The sequence below is a fragment of the Saccharothrix coeruleofusca genome (genome assembly GCF_017876325.1).
Classification (GTDB): Bacteria; Actinomycetota; Actinomycetes; order Mycobacteriales; family Pseudonocardiaceae; genus Actinosynnema; species Actinosynnema coeruleofuscum.
Map to the genome: position 1 here is coordinate 3,322,511 of NZ_JAGINV010000001.1, position 20,888 is coordinate 3,343,398.

20 protein-coding genes and 1 riboswitch are annotated in these 20,888 nt (G+C 74.1%); of the genes, 12 read left to right on the forward strand and 8 right to left on the reverse strand.

The window, feature by feature from the left end; translation table 11 throughout:
* Nucleotides 1–4 precede the first annotated feature (4 nt).
* Entirely contained in the window at nucleotides 5–583 is a 579-nt protein-coding gene (locus JOF41_RS15040) for a TetR/AcrR family transcriptional regulator (RefSeq protein ID WP_189227209.1), read from the reverse strand.
* Nucleotides 584–690: 107 nt separating this feature from the next.
* Between JOF41_RS15040 and JOF41_RS15045 the strand changes: the two genes are divergently transcribed.
* The 4 genes from JOF41_RS15045 to JOF41_RS15060 are packed head-to-tail and all read left to right on the forward strand — an operon-like array spanning nucleotide 691 to nucleotide 4,875.
* Nucleotides 691–1,173, forward strand: a complete 483-nt coding sequence (locus JOF41_RS15045; protein WP_307867418.1) for a MarR family winged helix-turn-helix transcriptional regulator — start codon at nucleotides 691–693, stop codon at nucleotides 1,171–1,173.
* A complete protein-coding gene (locus JOF41_RS15050) occupies nucleotides 1,170–2,717 on the forward strand; it encodes an MDR family MFS transporter (protein ID WP_189227208.1) in 1,548 nt (515 codons plus the stop codon). The genes JOF41_RS15045 and JOF41_RS15050 overlap by 4 nt, the downstream gene beginning before the upstream one ends.
* A gap of 46 nt (nucleotides 2,718–2,763) precedes the next feature.
* Nucleotides 2,764–3,876, forward strand: a complete 1,113-nt coding sequence (locus JOF41_RS15055; protein WP_209619676.1) for a carboxylate-amine ligase — start codon at nucleotides 2,764–2,766, stop codon at nucleotides 3,874–3,876.
* A 9-nt stretch (nucleotides 3,877–3,885) separates the two neighbouring features.
* Nucleotides 3,886–4,875, forward strand: a complete 990-nt coding sequence (locus JOF41_RS15060) for an iron-containing redox enzyme family protein (protein WP_189227206.1) — start codon at nucleotides 3,886–3,888, stop codon at nucleotides 4,873–4,875.
* A 50-nt stretch (nucleotides 4,876–4,925) separates the two neighbouring features.
* Here the strand turns inward: JOF41_RS15060 and JOF41_RS15065 are convergent, their stop codons facing one another.
* The 3 genes from JOF41_RS15065 to JOF41_RS15075 form a co-directional block, all read right to left on the reverse strand.
* Entirely contained in the window at nucleotides 4,926–5,141 is a 216-nt protein-coding gene (locus tag JOF41_RS15065) for a CDGSH iron-sulfur domain-containing protein (protein ID WP_209619679.1), read from the reverse strand.
* Nucleotides 5,113–5,772, reverse strand: a complete 660-nt coding sequence (locus tag JOF41_RS15070; RefSeq protein ID WP_189227204.1) for a HemK2/MTQ2 family protein methyltransferase — start codon at nucleotides 5,770–5,772, stop codon at nucleotides 5,113–5,115. Before JOF41_RS15070 ends, JOF41_RS15065 begins: the two co-directional genes overlap by 29 nt.
* A gap of 216 nt (nucleotides 5,773–5,988) precedes the next feature.
* A complete protein-coding gene (locus tag JOF41_RS15075) occupies nucleotides 5,989–6,351 on the reverse strand; it encodes an anti-sigma factor antagonist (RefSeq protein ID WP_229796322.1) in 363 nt (120 codons plus the stop codon).
* Between the two features lie 275 nt (nucleotides 6,352–6,626).
* Here JOF41_RS15075 and JOF41_RS15080 point away from each other — a divergent pair, with 275 nt between their 5' ends.
* Nucleotides 6,627–10,331 carry a glycoside hydrolase family 2 TIM barrel-domain containing protein gene (locus JOF41_RS15080; RefSeq protein ID WP_209619682.1) on the forward strand — a complete coding sequence of 1,235 codons (3,705 nt, stop codon included), beginning with the start codon at nucleotides 6,627–6,629 and terminating at the stop codon, nucleotides 10,329–10,331.
* Between the two features lie 33 nt (nucleotides 10,332–10,364).
* Here JOF41_RS15080 and JOF41_RS15085 read toward each other — a convergent pair whose 3' ends face one another.
* On the reverse strand, nucleotides 10,365–10,937 hold the full coding sequence (locus JOF41_RS15085) for a cysteine hydrolase family protein (RefSeq protein WP_307867419.1): 573 nt from the start codon (nucleotides 10,935–10,937) through the stop codon (nucleotides 10,365–10,367).
* 143 nt (nucleotides 10,938–11,080) lie between these two features.
* Here JOF41_RS15085 and JOF41_RS15090 point away from each other — a divergent pair, with 143 nt between their 5' ends.
* Nucleotides 11,081–11,875, forward strand: a complete 795-nt coding sequence (locus JOF41_RS15090; protein WP_189227201.1) for an SDR family NAD(P)-dependent oxidoreductase — start codon at nucleotides 11,081–11,083, stop codon at nucleotides 11,873–11,875.
* Between the two features lie 10 nt (nucleotides 11,876–11,885).
* On the opposite strand, the gene JOF41_RS15095 is transcribed toward JOF41_RS15090, so the two are convergent.
* Nucleotides 11,886–13,136: an FAD-binding protein gene (locus JOF41_RS15095; protein WP_209619686.1), complete on the reverse strand. Its 1,251-nt coding sequence runs from the start codon at nucleotides 13,134–13,136 to the stop codon at nucleotides 11,886–11,888.
* 303 nt (nucleotides 13,137–13,439) lie between these two features.
* Between JOF41_RS15095 and JOF41_RS15100 the strand changes: the two genes are divergently transcribed.
* The 6 genes from JOF41_RS15100 to JOF41_RS15125 all read left to right on the forward strand — a co-directional run bounded on the left by JOF41_RS15100 (nucleotide 13,440) and on the right by JOF41_RS15125 (nucleotide 19,626).
* Nucleotides 13,440–13,838: an ATP-binding protein gene (locus JOF41_RS15100; protein ID WP_209619688.1), complete on the forward strand. Its 399-nt coding sequence runs from the start codon at nucleotides 13,440–13,442 to the stop codon at nucleotides 13,836–13,838.
* Between the two features lie 73 nt (nucleotides 13,839–13,911).
* Nucleotides 13,912–14,027, forward strand: a riboswitch (cobalamin riboswitch).
* 92 nt (nucleotides 14,028–14,119) lie between these two features.
* The gene (locus JOF41_RS15105; protein ID WP_209619690.1) at nucleotides 14,120–15,382 is read left to right on the forward strand and encodes a peptidase; all 1,263 of its coding nucleotides are present in this window, start codon (nucleotides 14,120–14,122) and stop codon (nucleotides 15,380–15,382) included.
* Nucleotides 15,382–16,215: an RAD23 family protein gene (locus JOF41_RS15110; RefSeq protein ID WP_209619692.1), complete on the forward strand. Its 834-nt coding sequence runs from the start codon at nucleotides 15,382–15,384 to the stop codon at nucleotides 16,213–16,215. The genes JOF41_RS15105 and JOF41_RS15110 overlap by 1 nt, the downstream gene beginning before the upstream one ends.
* On the forward strand, nucleotides 16,212–17,252 hold the full coding sequence (locus JOF41_RS15115) for a CbiQ family ECF transporter T component (RefSeq protein ID WP_209619694.1): 1,041 nt from the start codon (nucleotides 16,212–16,214) through the stop codon (nucleotides 17,250–17,252). The genes JOF41_RS15110 and JOF41_RS15115 overlap by 4 nt, the downstream gene beginning before the upstream one ends.
* Nucleotides 17,249–18,850, forward strand: coding sequence for an ABC transporter ATP-binding protein (locus tag JOF41_RS15120; RefSeq protein ID WP_209619696.1), 1,602 nt, complete (start codon nucleotides 17,249–17,251; stop codon nucleotides 18,848–18,850). Before JOF41_RS15115 ends, JOF41_RS15120 begins: the two co-directional genes overlap by 4 nt.
* Entirely contained in the window at nucleotides 18,847–19,626 is a 780-nt protein-coding gene (locus JOF41_RS15125) for an ECF transporter S component (RefSeq protein WP_209619698.1), read from the forward strand. The genes JOF41_RS15120 and JOF41_RS15125 overlap by 4 nt, the downstream gene beginning before the upstream one ends.
* Here the strand turns inward: JOF41_RS15125 and JOF41_RS15130 are convergent.
* Together JOF41_RS15130 and JOF41_RS15135 are read right to left on the reverse strand one after the other, a co-directional pair.
* Nucleotides 19,604–20,017 (reverse strand): hypothetical protein, encoded by a 414-nt coding sequence (locus JOF41_RS15130; RefSeq protein ID WP_209619700.1) that lies wholly within the window; start codon nucleotides 20,015–20,017, stop codon nucleotides 19,604–19,606. The genes JOF41_RS15125 and JOF41_RS15130 overlap by 23 nt on opposite strands.
* On the reverse strand, nucleotides 20,014–20,862 hold the full coding sequence (locus JOF41_RS15135) for an oxidoreductase (protein ID WP_307867420.1): 849 nt from the start codon (nucleotides 20,860–20,862) through the stop codon (nucleotides 20,014–20,016). Before JOF41_RS15135 ends, JOF41_RS15130 begins: the two co-directional genes overlap by 4 nt.
* Nucleotides 20,863–20,888: the final 26 nt, after the last annotated feature.

The window sequence follows — 20,888 nt, forward strand, 5'->3', positions numbered from 1 at the left end:
CCACTCACCCCCGCACCCCGTACCGCAGGGCCGCCTCGACCACGTCGGCCAGCACCAGTTCGGGGTGCTCGACCCAGTGCTGGATGGCCGCGCGCAGGGACGCCAGGAACGTGGCGGCCAGCACGCGGGCGCGCAGCGCGGCCGCCGGGTCGTCCGCGAGCCTGCGGGCGAGCTCGGCGGCCAGGTCGCGCTCGACCGCGCCGTAGGCGGCCACCTGGTGCGCGAGCAGGCTCGGGTGTCCGCGCAGCAGGTCGCGGTGGGCCAGCCAGACGGGGTCGTAGCCGTCCTCGACCACCTGCAGCGCCGCTCGTGACAACGCGGTGCGCGGGGGCTCCCCCTCGGGGCGTTCCCGGACCAGTCGCAGCAGCCTGCGCAGCCGCTGCTGGTCCCGGTGGAGGATCGCCTCCTCCTTGTTCGCGAAGTAGTTCGAGAACGTGCGGCGGGACACCGACGCGGCGTCCGCGATCGCCTCCACGGTGACCCGCTCCAAGCCGTGCTCCAGCGCCAGCCGCAGCGCCGCCTCGTGCAGCGCCTGGCGCGTGGCCGCCTTCTTGCGCTCGCGCAGCCCCAGCGTCGTCTCCACCGCCCCAGCGTACGCACGCCACTCAACGTGCCCAATAGGCAAATTTGCACAGTGGGCAAGTTCGGTGAATACTTGTATGCGGCAAGCATCGATAGGGAGGTGTCGACGTGGACACCAAGGCGCAGCGCGACGCGTTGCAGGACCGGATCCGCGACCTCATGCGAACCGTCCGCCTGGTCAAGCAGTCGCAGGGCGAGAGCTCACCGGCCCTGCCCCCAGGGCTGATCGGCACGCTGTCCATGATCGACAACTTCACCGGGCACCCGACCGGCTGCCACGCCAAGGAACTGGCCGCGCGGGCCGGGCTCGACCCGTCCACGGTCAGCCGGGCGGTGGGCGCCCTGGTCACCCACGGCCTGGTCGAGCGGCGGGCCGACCCCGGCGACGGACGCGCCAGCATCCTGGCCATCACCCCCGAGGGGCACGCCGCGCTGGCGGCGGCCAGGGGTTGGTACGACGATCTGATGAGCAGGGCGCTCGCCGACTGGCGCACCGACGAGGTGGCCGCGCTGATCTCGATGCTGACCCGCCTGACCACCGACATCGAAGGGGCCGTCGGCTCCGCTAGCACAATGGAGGCCGCGCCATGAGCGCAGTCAGCACGACCGGCACGGAGCCGATGAGCCATCGGCAGATCATGGAGGCGCTCAGCGGTCTGCTGCTCGTGCTGTTCGTCGCGATGCTCAGCGGCACGGTGGTGTCCACGGCGCTGCCCCAGATCATCGGCGCCCTCAACGGCTCGCAGACGCAGTACACCTGGGTGGTCACCGCAACCCTGCTCACCGCGACCGCCAGCACCCCCATCTGGGGCAAGCTCGCCGACCTGTTCAACAAGAAGACCCTGGTCCAGGTGGCCATCGTGCTCTTCGTGATCGGCTCGGTGATCAGCGGGCTGGCGCAGAGCGCGGGCCAGCTCATCGGCGCCCGCGCCTTCCAGGGCATCGGCGTGGGCGGCCTGCAGGCGCTGGTGCAGGTGGTGATCGCGGCGATGATCCCGCCCCGCGAGCGCGGCCGGTACAACGGCTACCTGGGCGGCGTCATGGCCGTGGCCACCGTCGGCGGACCGCTGCTGGGCGGGCTGATCGTGGACACCTCGTGGCTGGGCTGGCGCTGGTGCTTCTTCGTCGGCGTGCCGGTGGCGGTGCTGGCGCTGGTCGTGCTCCAGGCCACCCTGCACGTGCCCACCATCCGGCGGGAGAACGTCAAGATCGACTACCTGGGCGCGACGCTGATCGCGGCGGGCGTGAGCGTGCTGCTGGTCTGGATCTCCTTCGTGGACGACTCGTTCGCCTGGATCTCCTGGCAGAGCGCGGCCATGGTCGGTGGCGGGCTGCTGCTGCTGGCGTTGGCTGTCTACGTCGAGTCCCGCGCCAGCGAGCCGGTGGTGCCGCTGGCCATCGTCCGGCAGCGCACCACGGCCCTGGCGATCCTGGCCAGCCTGGCGGTCGGCATGGCGATGTTCGGCGGCGCGGTGTTCCTCGGCCAGTACTTCCAGATCGGCCGCGGCTACAGCCCCACCGAGGCGGGCCTGCTGACCATCCCGATGATGGTCGGCGTGCTGGGCTCGTCGATCGTCGCGGGCCGGATGATCACCCGCAGCGGCAGGGTCAAGCCCTACATCGTCACCGGCTCGGTCGTGCTGGTGGCCGGGTTCGCCGCGCTGGGCGTGATCGACCACGAGACCTCGCTGGTGTTCCTGGGCGGGGCCATGCTGCTGGTCGGCATCGGCGTCGGCATGACCATGCAGAACCTGGTGCTGGCGGTGCAGAACACGGTGTCGCTGCGCGACATCGGCGCGGCCAGCTCCACGGTGGCGTTCTTCCGCTCGCTGGGCGGCACCATCGGCGTGTCGGTGCTGGGCGCGGTGCTGGCCCGGCGGGTGGGCGACCAGATCACCCGCGACCTGACCGCGGCGGGCTTCCCCGCGGCCTCCAGCAGCGGCAGCAGCAACCTCAACATCACCGCGCTGCCCGAGGCCGTGCAGCACATCGTGCGCGCCGCCTACGGCGACGCCACCGGCCACATCTTCCTGATCTCGGCGGGCATCGCGGTGGTCGGCGTGATCGCGGCGCTGCTGCTCAAGCCCATCACGCTGCGCAACAGCGTCGACCTGCCCAGCGAGCCCGCCCGATGAGAACAGGTCGGTTCGGCATGATCGCGCCGGGGTACTCGGCCCCCTGATGGGCGCCACGGTCGGAGTGGAGGAGGAGTTCCTCCTCGTGGACGCGGGCACGCGGCGGACGACGCCGCGTGCCCGCGCTGTGCTGTCACGGGTGCGCGGCCGGGCGCTGCCGCCCGGCGGGCAGGCGCACGGCGAGATGCTGACCTCGCAGCTGGAGTTCGCCAGCGGCGTGTGCGGCGACCTCGCCGAGCTGCGCGAGCAGTTGACCGCGGGCCGCGCCGCGCTGGCCGAGGCCGCCGCGGCGGAGGGCGCGCGGCTGGTGTCCTCGGGCACCCCGGTGCTCGGCGGGGCCGCGCCGATCAGCCCCGGCGAGCGGTTCGACCTGATCACCGACCTGTACCGGGAGCAGGTGACCGACTACCAGTGCTGCGGGTGCCACGTGCACGTGGGCGTGCCCGACCGCGACACCGCCGTCGCGGTCGTCAACCACCTGCGGCCGTGGCTGCCGACGCTGCTGGCGCTGTCGGTGAACTCGCCGTTCGAGCACGGCCGGGACACCGGTTACGGCAGCTGGCGGATGATGCACCAGGCCCGCTTCCCCGGCTCCGGGGTCACGCCCCGGTTCACCTCCGCCGCCGACCACGACGAGCGGGTGGCCAGGCTGGTCGACTGCGGTGTGCTGGCCGACGCGAGCATGACGTTCTGGCTGGCCAGGCCCTCGCCCCGGTACCCGACCGTCGAGGTGCGCGCGGCGGACGCGGCGGCCACCGTCGACGAGGCGGTGCTGCAGGCCGGGCTGACCAGGGCACTGGTGGAGACCGCGCTGGCCGACCTGGCCGAGGGCAGGGAGGCCGGGGACTTCGACGAGCAGGTGCTGGCCGCGGCGGTGTGGTCGGCGGCCCGCTACGGCCTGGACGGGCCCGCGGTGGACCCGTGGCGGGGCGTGCGGGTGCCCGCCACCGACCTGGTGCGGGCGCTGCTGGACCACGTGGCTCCGGTGCTGGACCCCGCGCTGCGAGCACCGGCCCTGGTCGGCGGCGAGGGCGCGCGGCGGCAGCGCCGGGCGGCGGCGGACGGCCCGGCGGCGGCGGTGGACGCGCTGGCCGCGGCGTTCCTGGGCGCGGACGTGATCACACCGACCGGGCGTGCACATCGGGGGACGAGCGGGTAATCCCCGCTCATGACCAACACGGCCGTGCTCCCGTCACCTCGCGGACCGCTGTCCGCGGCTGTCGTCGAAGCCCTGCGGGCCGATCCCCCGCCGCCCGTCCTGCCCCTGGACGACGCCCGCCGCGCCGACCCCTACGGCGAGGACCTCCAGCTCGCCCTGCACGTCTGCTACGAGCTGCACTACCGGGGCTTCACCGGTGTTTCCCCCCGGTGGGAGTGGGAGCCTGAGCTGATCCGGTTCCGCGCGGTGCTGGAGGAGGTCTTCCTCGCCGCCCTGCGCGCCGACCTGCCCGAAGGGCCCACGCTGACCGAGGTGCTCGACGAGCTGCTGGTCGAACCGATCGGGGGCAACGGCGTCAGCCACTTCCTGCGCGACGAGGGTCAGTGGTGGCACATGCGCGAGTACCTGGTGCACCGGTCGATCTACCACCACAAGGAGGCCGACCCGCACGCCTGGGTGATCCCGCGCCTGCAGGGCCGGGCCAAGGCGTCGCTGGTGGCGGTGGAGTTCGACGAGTTCGGCGGCGGGCGCGGGGACCGGATGCACTCGCACCTGTACGCCAAGCTGCTCGCCGGGGCCGGGCTGGACGACGGCTACCTGGCCTACCTGGAGCACGTGCCCGCGCCGATGCTGGCGAACGTGAACATGATGTCGCTGTTCGGGCTGCACCGGGACCTGCGCGGCGCGCTGGTCGGGCACTTCGCGGCGGCCGAGATCACCACCGCGCCCAGCGCCAAGCGGATGGCCGACGCGCTGCGCAGGCTGGACGCCCACCCCGACTGCGTGGAGTTCTTCACCGAGCACATCGAGGCCGACGCGGTGCACGAGCAGGTGATGCGCCGCGACGTCATCGGCGACCTGCTGGAGCGCGAGCCGGAGCTGACCGGCTCGGTGGTCTTCGGCGTGCGCGCCACCGAGCTGCTGGAGCAGCACCTGGCCGACCACCTGCTGGGGTCGTGGAAGAACGACGCGACCTCGCTGCGCGAACCGCTGCCGTGAAACGACGGGAGCGGGCCGTCCACGGGGCGGCCCGCTCCCACAACCGGGTGTCAGTCGTCCAGGCGGACGCGCTTGCGGTGGCTGGTGTCGCACAGCGGGTACCGCTTGCTCCGCTTGCACCCGCAGACCGCCACCAGGAACCGGTCCGAGCACACCCGCGTGCCGTCCTCGAGCACCATGTCGACCGGTCCCTCCACCAGGATCGGCCCCTCCGGCACGACGGTCACCCGTCGCGCGTCACGCCGCCGCGTCGGCTCGGTCGGCACGGATCACCACCAACTCCTCGTGCCGCTGGCCGGGGGCGATCAGCCCCCTGTCCTCCAGCCACCGCGCCCGCCCGCGCATCACCGGTCCGAAGGGGACCGTCCGCCGGGCCACCACCGATGCCTTCAGCCCGCCGCCGCGCAGCTGGTGCAGCGTGGCCTCCTCGCCGCACAGGCCGGAGTGCACGATGAGCCCGATCCCGCGCTCCGCCAGCAGCAGCGGCATCACCGCGCACAGCCGGTCCAGCACCGCCCGGCCGCGCTCGCCCGCGTCCCACGCCCGCGCGGGGCCGCGGTCGGGCACGTCCTGGCTGGGCACGTAGGGCGGGTTGGCGGTGACGACGTCGAACCGCCGCTCCCCCACCAGGTCGCCGAAGTCCCCGTGCCGGGCCCGCACCCGCACCCGGTGGGCGCGGCCGTTGGCCCACGCGGCGAACACCGCCCGCCTGCACCTGTCCACCGCGGTCACCTCGCCCGCGCCCGCGCGTGCCGCGGCCACCGCCAGCGCACCGGTTCCGGTGCACACGTCCAGCACGTGCGCCCCCGGACGGATTCCCGCATATGCCATCGCCTCGGCCAGCAGCCTGGTGTCGTCCTGCGGGGGGTACACACCGGGCGGTCTCAGCAGCCACATGGGACACAAGTTCCCTGAATCGGGGCCCGCAAACGGCGGTGGGAGCAGCGCTGCCCGCCGAACCGGCGTGTCGCGGACATTCGCCCGGCCGGGTGGCTGCCGTCGTGCGTTCCCCCGTTCGGGCACCTAACATGCCGCTCCGGCGACGTCGGCAGGCGGCGACGCTGCCCCGCTCCGACCGCCGGTGGTGCTGCTGACCGCCCGCACGGGCGCGGGTCAGACCGGGGTGCCGAGCGCGGCGTCCACGGTCGGGCTCAGGTGCAGCTGCTCGTCCAGGCCGGTGATCCGCAGCGGCCTGAGCACCTCGCGGTGCTGGGCGACCACCCGCAGCTGCGCGCCCAGCAGCTCGGCCTGCACGTGGGCGAGCACGAGCTCGTTCAACCCCGCGGAGCCGAAGAACTCGACGCCGGACAGGTCGACCACGACGGGCGATGGCGGGCCGACCTCGGCGAGCGCGCGCAGCAGCTCGCGGTGGAAGAGCCCCGCTGTCGCCTGGTCGACTTCACCTTCGGCGCTGACCACCACCGCGGTGCCGCTGGTCTCCCGGCGCACTCGCAGCACTTCTTCGAACTCAGACACGGCCACGCCTCCTCACCGAGTGTGGAAGGCAGCGGCTACCAGGCTGAACCTGCTGCGATCCCGATGTTAGTCCCCCGTGGGGCGAACGCAAGCGGCAACCCCCGAACGCCTGTCCATCGGGGAAGCGGGTTGGTCCGTTCGGCGCTACCAATCGAGACGAGACAGCGCTGCGAGCGAATGCGGGATTGACGCCCGCAGCGCACTGCTGTTGTCTCCTGTTCAGTTGTGTCTGAACGTGGAGGTTCAGCGTGCGGGTTCTGCGCGGTTTCGCGGCGATGTTGTTGATTGCGACTGGTTCGCTCAGCGGCGCGGGGCCCGCGTCCGCGGCCGGAGCGCCCACCGACCTCTACTCCTACCTGGAGAACCCCGCCCTCGTCGGCGAGGGCCAGGAACCGCACCACGCCCACCTGCGCCCCTACCGGGACGTCGAGCAGGCGGTGCGCCGCGAGGAGCGCACGCCCTACACCCGGTCGCTGGACGGGCGGTGGCGCATCGCCATGGCCGACCGGCCGGAGGAGGTGCCCGCGGGGTTCCACGCCGACGGCTACGACACCTCCGGCTGGCGCGAGGTGTCGGTGCCGCACACCTGGCAGACCGACGGGCTGGACCACCCGATCTTCCGCAACATCGCCACCGAGATCCAGCCGGACGACCCGCCCAGGGTGCCCCGCGACATCAACCCGACCGGCGCCTACACCCGCGACTTCGACCTGCCCGACGACTGGCGCGACCGCCGGACCTTCCTCCGCTTCGAGGGCGTGACCTCGGCCTACCTCGTCTGGGTCAACGGCCGCTACGTCGGCTACGACCAGGGCGGCTACACCCCGGCCGAGTTCGACATCTCCGCCGCGCTGCGCCCCGGCCGCAACCGCGTCGCCGTGCAGGTGCACCGCTGGAGCGCGGGCGCCTACCTGGAGGACGTGGACCAGTGGCGCTACTCGGGCATCTTCCGCTCGGTCGGCCTGTTCTCCACGCCCGCCACCTACGTGCAGGACGTGACCCTGCGAACCGACCTCGACGCCACCTACACCGACGCCACGCTGTCCGCGCGGGTGGAACTCGGCCACAAGGACGGCGGGAGCACCGGAGCGCACCGCGTCACCGCGAGCCTGCGCGACGCGCGGGGCCGCCAGGTCGGCTCGGCGAGCCGAGACGTGGACGTGACCGGTCCGACCGCCGTGGACCTCTCGCTGCCGGTGCGCGATCCCGCCAAGTGGACCGACGAGACGCCCAACCTCTACACGGTCGTGCTCACCCTCTCCGGCCCCGACGGCCGCACCACGCACGTCACCAGCGAGACGGTCGGCTTCCGGGAGATCGAGATCCGCGACCGGCAGCTGCTGGTCAACGGCAAGAAGGTGCTGTTCAAGGGCGTCAACCGGGCCGAGACCGACCCCGATCACGGCAGGCACGTGCCGCGCGCGGCCCAGGAGCGCGACGTGGCGCTGATGGAGCAGCTCAACGTCAACGCCGTGCGCACCGCGCACTACCCGTCCGACCCGTACTTCTACGAGCTGGCCGACAAGCACGGCCTGTGGATCGACGACGAGGTCGACATCGAGACCCACAACCACGAGGACTGCTCGCGCTGGTGCCAGGCCGACCAGCCCGAGTGGCGCGACGCCTTCCTGGACCGGCTGGTCGGCATGGTGGAACGGGACAAGAACCACCCGAGCGTGTTCATGTGGGACACCGGCAACGAGGCGGGCCTGGGCGCGCACCACTACGCGATGGCCGAGTGGCTGGACGCCAACGAGCCCACCCGGCCGATCTACCACCAGTCCAACAACCCCGACGGCGACGCGCCGTTCGCCGACGTGTGGGGGCCGCGCTACCCGTCGCCGGAGAAGTTCGCGGGCCAGGCGCAGTCCACCACCAAGCCGCTGATCTTCGGCGAGTACGCCCACGCCATGGGCAACAGCCTGGGCAACTTCCGGGAGTTCTGGGACATCACCCGCGCCAACCACGCCACCCAGGGCGGCTTCATCTGGGACTGGGCCGAGCAGAGCATCCGCCAGGACGTGCGGATCGTGCCCGACAGCTCCGGCAACGACATCTCCGCCCACCTGACGGGCGCGCCCGAACTGGTCGAGGGGCACCGCGGCAAGGCGCTGTTCATGTCCGGGTTGGACGACTTCGTGGAGGTCTACCGCGACCGCAGGCTGGACATCACCGGCACGCGGCTGACCCTGGACGCCTGGGTCAAGCCCGCGCGGTGGAGCGGCGAGTTCCGCATCGTCGGCAAGGGCGACCACCAGTACGCGCTGAAGATGAAGACCGAGAACACCCTGGAGTTCTTCATCCACAGCGGCACGTGGCGGTACGTGCAGGCCCCGGTGCCCGCGGACTTCTACGGCAACTGGCACCGGGTCAGCGGCACCTACGACGGCACGGCGCTGCGGCTCTACATCGACGGCGTGGAGGTCGGCAGCACGCCGTTCAGCGGGCCGATCGACCCCTCGTCTGCGGAGGTCAACATCGGCCGCGACTTCGAGACCTCCTGGAACGACCCGAGCAACGTCGGCCGCATGGCCCACGGCGCCGTGGACGACGTGCGCATCTACGACCGGCCGCTGAGCGCGCAGGAGCTGCGGGCGGCCGAGCCGGTGGGCGGCGCGGTGCTGGCGCTGGACTTCGACCGGATCGACAAGCGCGGCACGCACCTGTCCTACGGTTCCGGCATGTCCGGCGTGGACGGCCTGGTGGGCGCGGAGCGCGACGCGCAGCCGGAGACCGCGCAGATGGCCTGGGCGCACCAGCCGCTGCGGTTCGGCTACGCCGACGGCGTGCTGTCGGTGCACAACGAGCGGCAGTTCACCGGCACGGAGGACCTGAACCTGCGCTGGCGGGTGACCGAGGGATCGCGCACGGTGGTCGAGGGCGAGCAGCCGCTGCGGGTGGCCGCCGCCTCGACCGGCACCATCCGACTGCCGGTCGCGGGCTCGGACCGCGAGCGCTTCCTGACCGTGGAGGCGGTGACCCGGTCCGGGCAGCCGCTGCTGCGCGCCGGGCACGTGCTGGCCCACGACCAGTTCTCGCTGGGCGGCACGCGGGTGCCGGGCCTGGACCGCACTCCCCCGGCGCAACGGGTGACCACCCACGAGGACGCCGACAAGGTCACCGCCACCGCGGGCGAGGTCCGCTACACCGTGGACAAGCGCACCGGGGCGCTGTCCTCGATCGTGGTGCGCGGCCGGGAACTGCTGGCGGGCGGGCCGAAGCTGGACGTGTGGCGCGCGCCGATCAGCAACGAGACCTGGGCGTGGGGCCGCGCCGAGGGCGAGGACTGGCGCAGGGCGGGCCTGGACCGGTTGGCCACGGCGGTCACCGGCGTGCGGGTGGAGCCGGGGCCGAAGGTGGTCGTGGACAGCCGGGTCGCCGCGCCGGACGTGAGCGGCGCGTGGTTCGACCAGACCATGACCTACGAGGTGGACGGCACCGGCACGCTGCGCCTTGGCCACAAGGTCACCCCGCAGGGCGCCGCGCGCACGCTGCCGTACCTGCCGCGGGTGGGCGTCTCGCTGGCCGTGCCGGACCGCTACGACCGGTTCGCCTGGTACGGCCGCAAGGCGGAGAGCTACGTCGACCGCAAGGACGGCACGCCGATCGGCGTGCACTCCAGCACGGTGGACGAGCAGTACGTCGAGTACCACCGCCCCCAGGACCACGGCAACCACACCGACACCCGCTGGGCGCTGCTCACCGACGGCCGCACCGGCGGCCTGCTGGTGGCGGGCGCGAAGGACGTGTCCGTGACGCCGTACGACGACCTGGACCGGGCGGCGTACCCGTTCCAGCTGCAGCGCAACGACGGGTGGTTCACCCTGCACGCGAGCCACGCCGCGACCGGCGTCGGCGACACGCCCAACCCGGTGCGCGAGCGCAGCCAGGTGCGGCCGGACACCACCTACGAGTACGCGCTCGCGCTGCGGCCGCTGACCGCGCAGGAGGCCCGCGCGGGCCTGCCCGCAGGGGGGTGAACAGCAGGGGGGTGAACAGCAGGGGGTGACCGGTCAGCCCAGGTCCCAGGACGCGCTGTCGGTGACGGTGACGCCCCGCGAGGGGAACAGCACGTCCACCAGGAAGTCGTGCACCGCCGGGTCGGCGTCGGCGCAGCAGTCGCGCAGCACGGTGATCCGGTAGTCGCGGTCGGCGGCGTCGAACAGCGTCGCGGTGACCATCGCCCCGGTGGCCACCCCGGTGAGCACCAGCGAGTCGATCCCCCTGGCGCGCAGCACGAGGTCCAGGTCGGTGCCCGCGAAGGCGCTGGCGCGGCGCTTGAGCACGACCACGTCCTCGGGCCCGACCTCCAGCGCGGGGTCGACCTCCGTGCCGGGCGAGCCCTCCAGGAACGACGGGTCCTGGAACAGGGCGGTGATCACCGGGTTGCCCTCGGCGACGTCCGCGCCGTTGAGCCGCCAGGCGATGCGCACGAACACGACCAGCACGCCCGCGGCGCGGGCGCGCGGCAGCAGTGCCGCGATCGGGCCCACGACGGTCCTGGCGAACGGGTAGCCCTCGGTGATGCCGCGCTGAACGTCCCCGACGATCAGCGCCGTGCCGGTCCCGCGCGAGTTCTCCGTCACCACCGGGAATCTAGCCACGCCGGGTGCGGTTCGCGCAGGTGCGGGCGATCTTCGCCCGATCGGTGCAGCGCCCGCGCCCGCCGCGCGGCGCCGCCGCTCCGGACGCGCGATCATGGACGCACTCGGCGGAGGGACTTCTCGACATGCGCTTGGACCTCAGCGGCAGGACCGCACTGGTCACCGGATCGACCGGGGGCATCGGCCAGGCCATCGCGGCCGGGCTGGCCCGCGCGGGCGCCCGCGTCGCGGTCAACGGTCGTGGCGCGGACTCGGTGGGCGGCGCCGTCGCGCGGCTGCGCGAGGAGGTCGCGGGGGCCGAGTTCGTGGCGGCGCCGGGCGACGTGTCCAGCGAGGAGGGCGCGGCGGCCGTGCTGGCCGCGCTGCCCGAGGTGGACGTGCTGGTCAACAACGTGGGCATCTTCGGCGCGCGACCGCCGCTGGAGATCACCGACGACGAGTGGCGGCGCTACTTCGAGGTCAACGTGCTGGCCGCGGTCCGGCTCACCCGCGCCTACCTGCCGGGGATGCGCGAGCGCGGCTGGGGGCGCGTGCAGTACATCGCCAGCGACTCGGCCGTGGTGATCCCGGCGGAGATGATCCACTACGGCATGTCGAAGACCGCGCTGCTGGCGGTGTCGCGCGGGTTCGCCAAGGAGGCCGCGGGCAGCGGGGTGACGGTCAACAGCGTCATCGCGGGCCCCACGCACACCGGCGGCGTGGAGGACTTCGTCTACCAGCTGGTGGACCGGGACCTGCCCTGGGACCGGGCGCAGCGGGAGTTCATGCGGCTGCACCGGCCGCAGTCGCTGCTCCAGCGGCTGATCGAGCCCGAGGAGATCGCCAACCTGGTGGTGTACCTGGCTTCTCCGCTGGCCTCGGCGACCACCGGCGCGGCGGTCCGGGTCGACGGCGGCTACGTGGACTCGATCCTGCCCTGACGGCCGCCCGCTACGGCGTGGCGGTGGTGGACGAGCCGGAGCACCAGCGGGTCACCAGCTCGTTGCGGAACTTCCCGGCCGCGTCGAACTCCTCCAGCAGGTCGGCGAAGCGGGACCACTGGTAGCGGGCGCGCAGCTGCTCCGGCGCGAGGGCGAACAGCTTGCCCCAGTGCGGGCGGGGTGACCAGGGCGCGAGCGCCTGTTCGACCAGCCGCAGCACCTCCAGCACCGCGTCGGTGTCCTGGCGCCAGGTGAAGTGGAAGGCGACGCCGGGTCGCCCGTGCACCGGGCTGAGCCACTGCTCGTCGGCGTCCACGGTGCGGATCTCCGAGGTCAGCAGCACCGGGGCGAACCGCTCGCCCAGCTCCGCCAGGGCGCGCAGCGCGTCGGCGGCGTGCTCGCGCGCCACGAAGTACTCCGACTGCAGCTCCTCCCCCACGCTCGGGGTGAAGTCGGCGCGGAAGTGCGGCAGGCGCTCGTGCCACGGGCCGGGCTCGCCCAGCTGCGGGGTGCAGTGCAGCGCGGGCTGGCCCGGCACCGGGTGCCGGGGCCCGTCGGCGGGGCGGCCGCCGAACGCGGCCAGGTCCGCGGGCTCGTCGTCGAGCCGCCGCTTGACCCACACCTCGGCGGTGCCGCGGTAGAGGGTGAAGGCGCTGACGCTGTAGGCGGTGGCGAAGATGTCCTGGACGTGCTCCACCAGGGAGTCCCACGGCAGGTCGTGGACGCGCTGCTCGACGTCGAAGTCCGGCTGGACGGCCACCTCCAGCGCCACCACGGCGCCCAGCGCGCCCAGCGACACCACCGCGCCCTCGAAGCCGGGCTCGCCCCGGCGCAGCGTGCGCAGCGAGCCGTCGGCGGTGACCAGGTCGACCGAGCGCACCATGTCGGCGAACGAGCCGACCCGGTTGCCCGAGCCGTGGGTGGCGGTGGTGCACGCGCCCGCGAGGGTGATGTGCGGCAGCGACGGCATGGTCGGCAGGGCGAGGCCGCGGGAGTGCAGCAGCTCGGCCAGGCGTGCCAGCTTCATCCCGGCCCCCACGCGCGCGGTGTCCGCGCCCGGCTCGAAGACCTCCGGCAGGCCCTCCAGGCTGATCAGGGTGCCGGTGGTGTCGGCGATCCGGTTGAACGAGTGGCCGGTGCCGACCACTCGCGCGGTGCTCGCCTCCGCGACGACCCGCTGGACCTCCTCGACCGACGCGGGAGCCAGCACCCGTTCGGCGGAGAAGGCGAAGTTGCCCGCCCAGTTCGTGCGCACCGTCACGCGACCTCCCGCGTCCTGGGTGGTTCCACGACCGGATCGGCCACCCGAGAATGAGCTTTTCTCACGAAATGTTCTCAGTGCGTCGCGCGAGCGCGGGAGCGGGGCTCCGGCGGACGGGCGGGAAGATCCGCTCGACGGCGGGCTGGGCACCTCGGCAGCGCCCGCCGGTTGCGCTCATCGTCGCCCTCGCGTGCGCCGGATGCGGCACCCGCCCTAGGAGCACCGGACCAACGCCGAGGTTTCACCGTCTACTCTGCGGGTATCCCGCGCACTTAAACGAGTTTCAGTGGAGGAGCTGCACGCGTGCGGATCGTGGAACGCCCCAACGAGTGGGTGGAGGTCGTGCTGCACGGCGACCGACCGCCGCTGGCGCGCATGAGGCAGTGGACCTCGGGGCTGTTGGCCGACGTCGCGGAGGACCGCCTCACCGATGTGCTGCTGGTGGCCAACGCGCTGCTCAGCAACGCCTTCCGGCACGCCGACTCGCCACGCCGGTACCGGGTGCTGCGCCCCCGCGCGAGCGGGGTGGTCCGGATCGAGGTGGAGGACAGCAGTCCGGGACGGCTGCCGGTGCTGGGCCGCTTCGGCAGCGTGCTGCACCCCGAGGGCCGCGGGCTGCTGCTGGTCAACCGCCTGGCCGCACTGTGGGGCGTGGTGCCGCAGGGCACCCGCAAGACGGTCTGGGCCGAGGTCACCACCTGAAGCGGTTCCGGTTCCCCGCCGAACCCGTCACGTTGACACGTCGCGTGAGCGTGACCGACCATCGGCCACCGAGACAACAGCATCCGCGCACGGCGGGGGAAGCCGGTCGAAATCCGGCGCTGGCCCGCAACGGTGGGGCGTCCGAGGCGGACGCCGAGCCCGAACACCCGGCGTGCGCGGTTTCGCTCTGACACCGTCGAGGAGAGCGGGTCGGAGCCCGAGGACGCCGCCACCGCGACGTCCGGGTTCCGCTCGGCGCCTCGCCCCGGAAAGGCGCCACCGTGCTGAACCGCAAGATCGCCACGAGCACCGCCGCGGTCGCCCTGCTGCTGACCTGGTCGGCGGGCCTGACCCCGGCGCACGCCGCCCCCTCCTCCCCCGCCCCGACCGCGGCCGGGTGGCTGGCCAGGCAACTGGTGGACGGCGAGCGCCTGGAGACGGTGGTGGACCAGGTTCCCTACCCCGACCAGGGCGCGACGGCCGACGCCGTGCTGGCGTTCGCCGCCGCGGGCGTGGCGCAGGACAACGCGACCAAGGCCACCGACTGGCTGGCGCGGCCTCAGACGCTGGCGGCCTACCTCGGTGACGGGACCACCGAGTCCTACGCGGGCGCGCACGCCAAGCTCGCGCTGGTCGCGCAGGTGCAGGGGCGCGACCCGCGGTCCTTCGGCGGGGTCGACCTGATCTCCCGGCTGACCGCGCTGCAGGCCCCTTCGGGCCGGTTCAGCGACAAGTCGGCCTACGGCGACTACAGCAACGGCATCACGCAGTCGCTGGCGGTGATCGCGCTGGAGCGGCACGGCACCGCCCCGGAGGCCGCCGTCGACTACCTGGTGGACGCCGCCTGCCAGGACGGCGGCTTCCCGCTGTACCTGGAGCAGACGCCCTGCGCCTCAGACGCGGACACCACCGGCTACGCGGCGCAGGCACTGCTGGCCTCGGGCAGGCAGGCCGAGGCGGCCAGGGCCCTGGAGTGGCTGGAAGGGGTTCAGGGGCCCGGCGGCGGGTTCCGCGGCAGCGGTCCGACGCCGCAGGAGAACGCCAACAGCACCGGGCTGGCCGCGCAGGCGCTGCGCGTGGGCGGGCGCACGGCGGCGGCGGACAAGGCGGTGGCGTTCCTCAAGAGCTTGCAGGTCGGCTGCGGTGACGCGGCCCGCGCGGGCGCCATCGCCTACGACGCCACCGGTTTCGACCAGGGCAACGCCACGCGCGCGACCACCCAGGGCATCACCGGCATCGTCGGCGTGGGCCTGTTGGAGCTGTCCGCGCACGGCGAGGCGACCGCGCCCGCATCGGACTGCCCGATCACGACCACCACCACGACCACGACCACGACCACCACGGCTGTCCCCGCCACCACGACGACCGCCGGCACGTCCACGTCCTCGGAACCCGCCGCTGCCGCGCCGGTGACCAGCAACGGCACCCGCCAGTTGGCGCGCACCGGCTTCGAGCCGGGTCCGGCGCTGGCCCTGGGAGTGCTGTTGATCGCCACGGGCGTCCTGGCGCTGCTGCTGGCCCGCCCGCGCCGCGCGGAGCGGTGATGCGGCGCTTGCTGGCGGTGCTGGCGACCGGTGTCGTCGTGGCCGGGCTGATCAGCGCCACGGCGGTGGGCACGGCCCAGGCGGCGGAGTGCGCGGGCGTGACCGTGGTGGTCGACCGGGGGCCGCTGGGTGGTGGCGTGCGGACCGGCTGCGCACCCGGCGACCCGGCCAGCGGGCTGGCCGCGCTGGCGGCGGCCGGGTTCGGCTACACCTTCGCCTCGCGGCAGCCGGGCTACGTGTGCCGCATCGACGGGCAGCCCGCCGCCGACCCGTGCGTCACCCCCTCCCCCACCACGGCCTACTGGTCGTACTGGCACGGGCAGCCCGGCGCGGGCTGGACCTACAGCAGCGGTGGCGCGGGCGGGCACGACCCGGCGCCGGGCTCGGTCGAGGGCTGGGCGTTCGGCGCGGCCCAGCCGCCCGGCATCGCGCCCCCCGCGCCCGCGCCGAAGCCCACCACCACGCGGGCCGGGGCCGCCGAGCCGCCCGCGCCCGAGCCGCCGCGTCCCGGCGTGCCGCAGCCCGCGACGCCCACAACGACGACCGGCCGCGGCGGCACCGAGGACACCCCCCGGAGCGAACCAGGGGGCGAAACCAGCGGCGACACCTCCAGCAGCGCCCCGGAAAGCACCCCGAGCAGCGCGGTGAGCACCCCGTCGTCCACCTCCCCGGCACCGGGCGGAGCACCGTCGTCGACCGCCGTTCCCGCGCCGGTCGCGACAACCTCCGAGGACCGGTCGAACGGGCTGGGCTGGCTCGCGGGCCTGGTCGTGATCGCCGTGCTGGCCTGCCTCGGCGCGTGGACCGCGCGCAGGCGCAGGGCCGAGCCGTGACCCGTGCGCTGCACCCCGGCGCGTGGTGGCTGTGGGCGCTCGGGCTGGCCGTGGTCGCCGCCCGGACCACCAACCCGCTGCTGCTCGGCCTGGTCCTGGTCGTGGCGGGGTACGTCGCGGTGGCGTGCGCGCAGGACACCCCGTGGGCGTCGTCCTACGGCGTCTTCCTGAAGTTCGGGCTGGTGGTGATCGCCCTGCGCGTGGTGTTCCACGTGCTGCTCGGCGGTGTCCAGGGACCGACCGTGCTGTTCACGCTGCCCCAGCTGCCGCTGTGGCCACCCGCCCTGCGGCTGGGCGGCCCGGTGAGCGCGGAAGGACTGGTGTTCGCGCTGGTGCAGGGCCTGCAGCTGGCGACGCTGCTGGGGTGCGTCGGCGCGGTGAACGCGGTGGCCAACCCCAAGCGGCTGCTGCGGTCGCTGCCCGCCGCGCTCTACGAGGTCAGCGTGGCCGTGGTGGTGGCGCTGACCGTCGCCCCGCAGCTGGCGGCCAGCGCCCGCTCGGTGCGGCGGGCCCGGCGGCTGCGCGGTGACGCGATCCGCGGTCGGGGTGCGGTCCGCACGCTGCTGGTGCCGGTGCTGGAGGGCGCGTTCGAGCGGTCGCTGAGCCTGGCCGCGGCCATGGACTCGCGCGGCTACGGCCGCAACGCGGGTCTGTCGCGGCGGGCGCGGCTGCTCACCGCGGTGTTGGTGCTGGGCGGTGTGATCGGCCTGTGCGTGGGGGTGTACGCGCTGCTGGACGGCAGTTCGGCGGGGGTTCCGGTGCTGCTGGTGGGCGTGCTGCTGGCGGTGGCGGGCCTGGTCGCGGGCTCCCGGCGGGTGCGCCGCAGCCGGTACCGGCCGGACCGCTGGCGGGCGCGGGAACTGCTGGTGGCCGCTTCCGGCGCGGTGGCGGCGATGTGCGCGGTGCTGTCGGGAGGGCCGGACATGGTGGTGCAGACCTCGCCGCTGTCCGCGCCGCACCTGCCCGCGCTGCCCGCCGTCGGCGTGCTCGTCGGGCTCCTCCCCTCCCTCGTCGCGGCCCACCGGAGGAGCGCGTGATCCGGTTCGAGCACGTCACCGTCACCTACCCCGACGCAACCCGGCCCGCCTTGGCCGACTTGGACCTGGTCGTGCCCGAGGGCGAGCTGTGCCTGGTGGTCGGCCGCACCGGTTCGGGCAAGTCGACCCTGCTGCGGGCGGTCAACGGCCTGGTCCCGCACTTCACCGGCGGGCGTCTGGAGGGCCGCGTCCTGGTCGACGGCCGCGACACCCGCGACCACCCGCCGCGCGAGCTGGCCGACGTGGTGGGCCTGGTGGCGCAGGACCCGCAGGCCGGGTTCGTGACCGACTCCGTGGAGGAGGAGCTGGCTTACTCGATGGAGTCGCTGGGACTGCCCGACCCGGTGATGCGCAAGCGCGTCGAGGAGACGCTGGACCTGCTGGGGCTGGTCGAGGTCCGCGACCGCGCGCTCGCGACGCTGTCCGGCGGGCAGCAGCAGCGGGTGGCGATCGGGGCGGCGCTGACCGCGCACCCGCGCGTGCTGGTGCTCGACGAGCCGACCTCCGCCCTGGACCCCGGCGCGGCCGAGGACGTGCTCGCCGCGCTGCACCGCCTGGTGCACGACCTGGGCATGACCGTCCTGATCGCCGAGCACCGGCTGGAGCGCGTGGCCCAGTACGCCGACCGGGTCGTGTGGCTGCCCGGCGGCGCGCGGGCGGCCGTGGCGGGTGATCCGGGCGCGGTGCTGGCCGAGGCGCCCGTGGCCCCGCCGGTGGTGCGGCTGGCGCGGCTGGCCGGGTGGCAGCCCGTCCCGGTGTCCGTCCGGGACGCTCGGCGGCTGGCGGGTCCGCTGCGCGACGAGCTGCCCGCTCCCCCTGCCGCCGCACCGCGACCGACCGGCGACCTGCTGCGGGCTCGTGGCGTGCGGGTGTCCTACTCCGGCGTGGAGGCGGTGCGCGGGGTCGACCTCGCGGTGGCGGGCGGCGAGCTGGTGGCGCTGATGGGCCGCAACGGGTCGGGCAAGTCCAGCCTGCTGTGGGCGGTGCAGGGCAGCGGACGCCGGTCCGGTGGTTCGGTGCGGCTCGACGGGGTGGACCCGGCCGACCTCAAGCCGGCGGTGCGGCGGCGTTCGGTCGGGCTGGTGCCGCAGCAGCCCGCCGACCTGCTGTACCTGCACACCGTGGCCGGGGAGTGCGCGCAGGCCGACCGCGAGTCCGACCGGTCCGCCGGGACCTGCCGGGCGATCCTGGAGCGCATCGCGCCCGGCATCGCCGACGACGCGCACCCGAGGGACCTGTCCGAGGGGCAGCGCCTGGCGCTGGTGCTGGCGATCTCGCTGACGCCCGAGCCGCGCGCGCTGCTGCTGGACGAGCCCACCCGCGGCCTGGACTACCCCGCCAAGACACGGCTGGCGGAAGCGCTGCGGGAGCTGGCCCGCGCCGGTCACGCGGTGGTGCTGGCCACGCACGACGTGGAGTTCGCCGCGGAGTGCGCGACCCGCGTGGTGGTGCTGGCCGGGGGCGAGGTGGTCGCCGACGGCCCGACCGCCGAGGTGGTCACCGCCTCGCCGATCTTCTCCCCGCAGGTGGCCAAGGTGCTCGCGCCGCGGCCGTGGCTCACCGTGGACGACGTCCGCACCGCGATGGCGGCCCGGTGAGGCCCCGCGTGGTGTTCGTGCTGGTGTTCGCGGCGCTGATCAGCGTGGCGGCGTTCGGGTGGCCGCTGATCGTCGCGCCGGAGGCGGGCCTGGCCCAAGGGGTGGACGCGCCGTGGCTGTTCGCCCTGCTGCTGCCGCTGGTGGTGGCTGTCGTGCTGGCCGAGCTGAGCTCCGACGGCATCGACGCCAAGGCGGTGGCGGTGCTGGGCGTGCTCTCCGCGCTGGGCGCGGCGCTGCGCCCGCTCGGCGCGGGCACCGGCGGCGTGGAGACGGTGTTCTTCCTTCTCGTACTGGGCGGGCGGGTGTTCGGCCCCGGTTTCGGCTTCGTCCTGGGCAACACCGCGCTGTTCGCTTCGGCGCTGCTGACCGGCGGCGTCGGCCCGTGGCTGCCCTACCAGATGCTCGGCGCGGCGTGGGTGGCGCTGGGCGCCGGCCTGCTGCCCCGGTGGCGCGGCGGGGCGGAACTGGCCCTGCTGGCGGTCTACGGCGCCGCGGCGGCCCTGGTCTACGGCCTGCTGCTGAACCTGTCGTTCTGGCCGTTCGCCCTGGGCACCGGCAGCGCGCTGTCGTTCCAGCCCGGCGCCCCGCTCGCGGAGAACCTGTCCCGCCTGGTGGTGTTCAGCCTGGCCACCTCGCTGGCCTGGGACGTCGGCCGGGCGGTCACCACCGCGGTGCTGGTGCTGGCCACCGGCCCGGTGCTGCTGCGCACCCTGCGCCGCGCCGCCCGCCGCGCGGTGTTCGACAGGGGCCCGGTCAGCCCCGGCGGATCGGGATGATCCGACCCCTGGCCATCAGCTCGACCGGCATCCGGCTCTCCACGCGAACAGCGTCCAGGGGCGTTTCGCTCGCGTTGACGCCGATCCTGAGGCCGTCGTAGTCGCGGTTGGGGCCCGCGCTCACCGCCGCCGGGCAGGTCCGCAGGACGCGGGCCGCCTCGGCGGTCAACTCGTCCAGCGCGTACGGCGTGGTGCGCAACTCGACCACGACGCCCCCGTCCGCCTCCGCGCGGGCGCGTTCGGCCGCCTCCGGCGGAACCTCCCGGTGCCAGTACAGCCACACCGCCGAGGCGGCGACGTCCATCCGCGCCCCCACGAAACCGGCCGACCGGCCGCGCACGCGCTCGATCACCGCGCTCAACCGGCCCTGCCGCCGCCAGTCGGGACTCATCCCCCGGCTTCCTCGGGGACGTCGGCGGGGAAGTCGGCGCTGACCGTGAGGTCGCGCCAGGCGTCGAAGGCGGTCCGCAGCGAGTCGAGCCTGGCCTCGGCCACCCCCAGCGCCGCCCCGCCCAGCAGCAGCCGCAGCGGCGGCTCGTCGGCATCGACCGCGGTGATGATCGCCTCCGCCGCCCGCGCCGGGTCGCCCGGCTGGCTGCCGTAGGTGGCCAGGGTGGCCGCGCGACGCGCCCCCGCCGTGCCCTCGTAGTCGTCGATGCGGGTGGCGGACTGCCGCATCGACGGACCCGACCAGTTGGTGCGGAACGCGCCGGGTTCGACGATGGTGACCCGGATGCCCAGCGGTGCCACCTCGGCGGCCAAGGACTCGGACAGCCCCTCGACGGCGAACTTGGTGGCGTGGTAGTAGCCGGTGGCGCCGAAGGCCACCAGGCCGCCGAGCGAGGAGATGTTCACGACGTGCCCGCAGCGGCGGGCGCGCATCCCCGGCAGCACCGCCTTGGTGGTGTCCACCAGGCCGAAGAAGTTGGCGTCGAACAGCGCCCGCACCTGCTCGTCCTCGCCCTCCTCGACGGCGGCCAGGTAGCCGTACCCGGCGTTGTTGACCAGCACGTCGATCCGGCCGAAGGCGTCCTCGGCGCGCCGCACGGCCGCGTCGACCCGAGTCGCGTCGGTGACGTCCAGGGGCAGCGCCAGCGCCCGGTCGCCGTGCGCGGCGACGAGGTCTTCGACCGCACGCGGATCGCGGGCGGTCACCGCGGCGCGCCAACCCCGGTCGAGCACGGCGGTGGCCAGCGCCCGGCCGAGGCCGGTGGAGCAGCCGGTGATGAACCACACGGGAGAAGTCGCGGGAGAAGTCACGG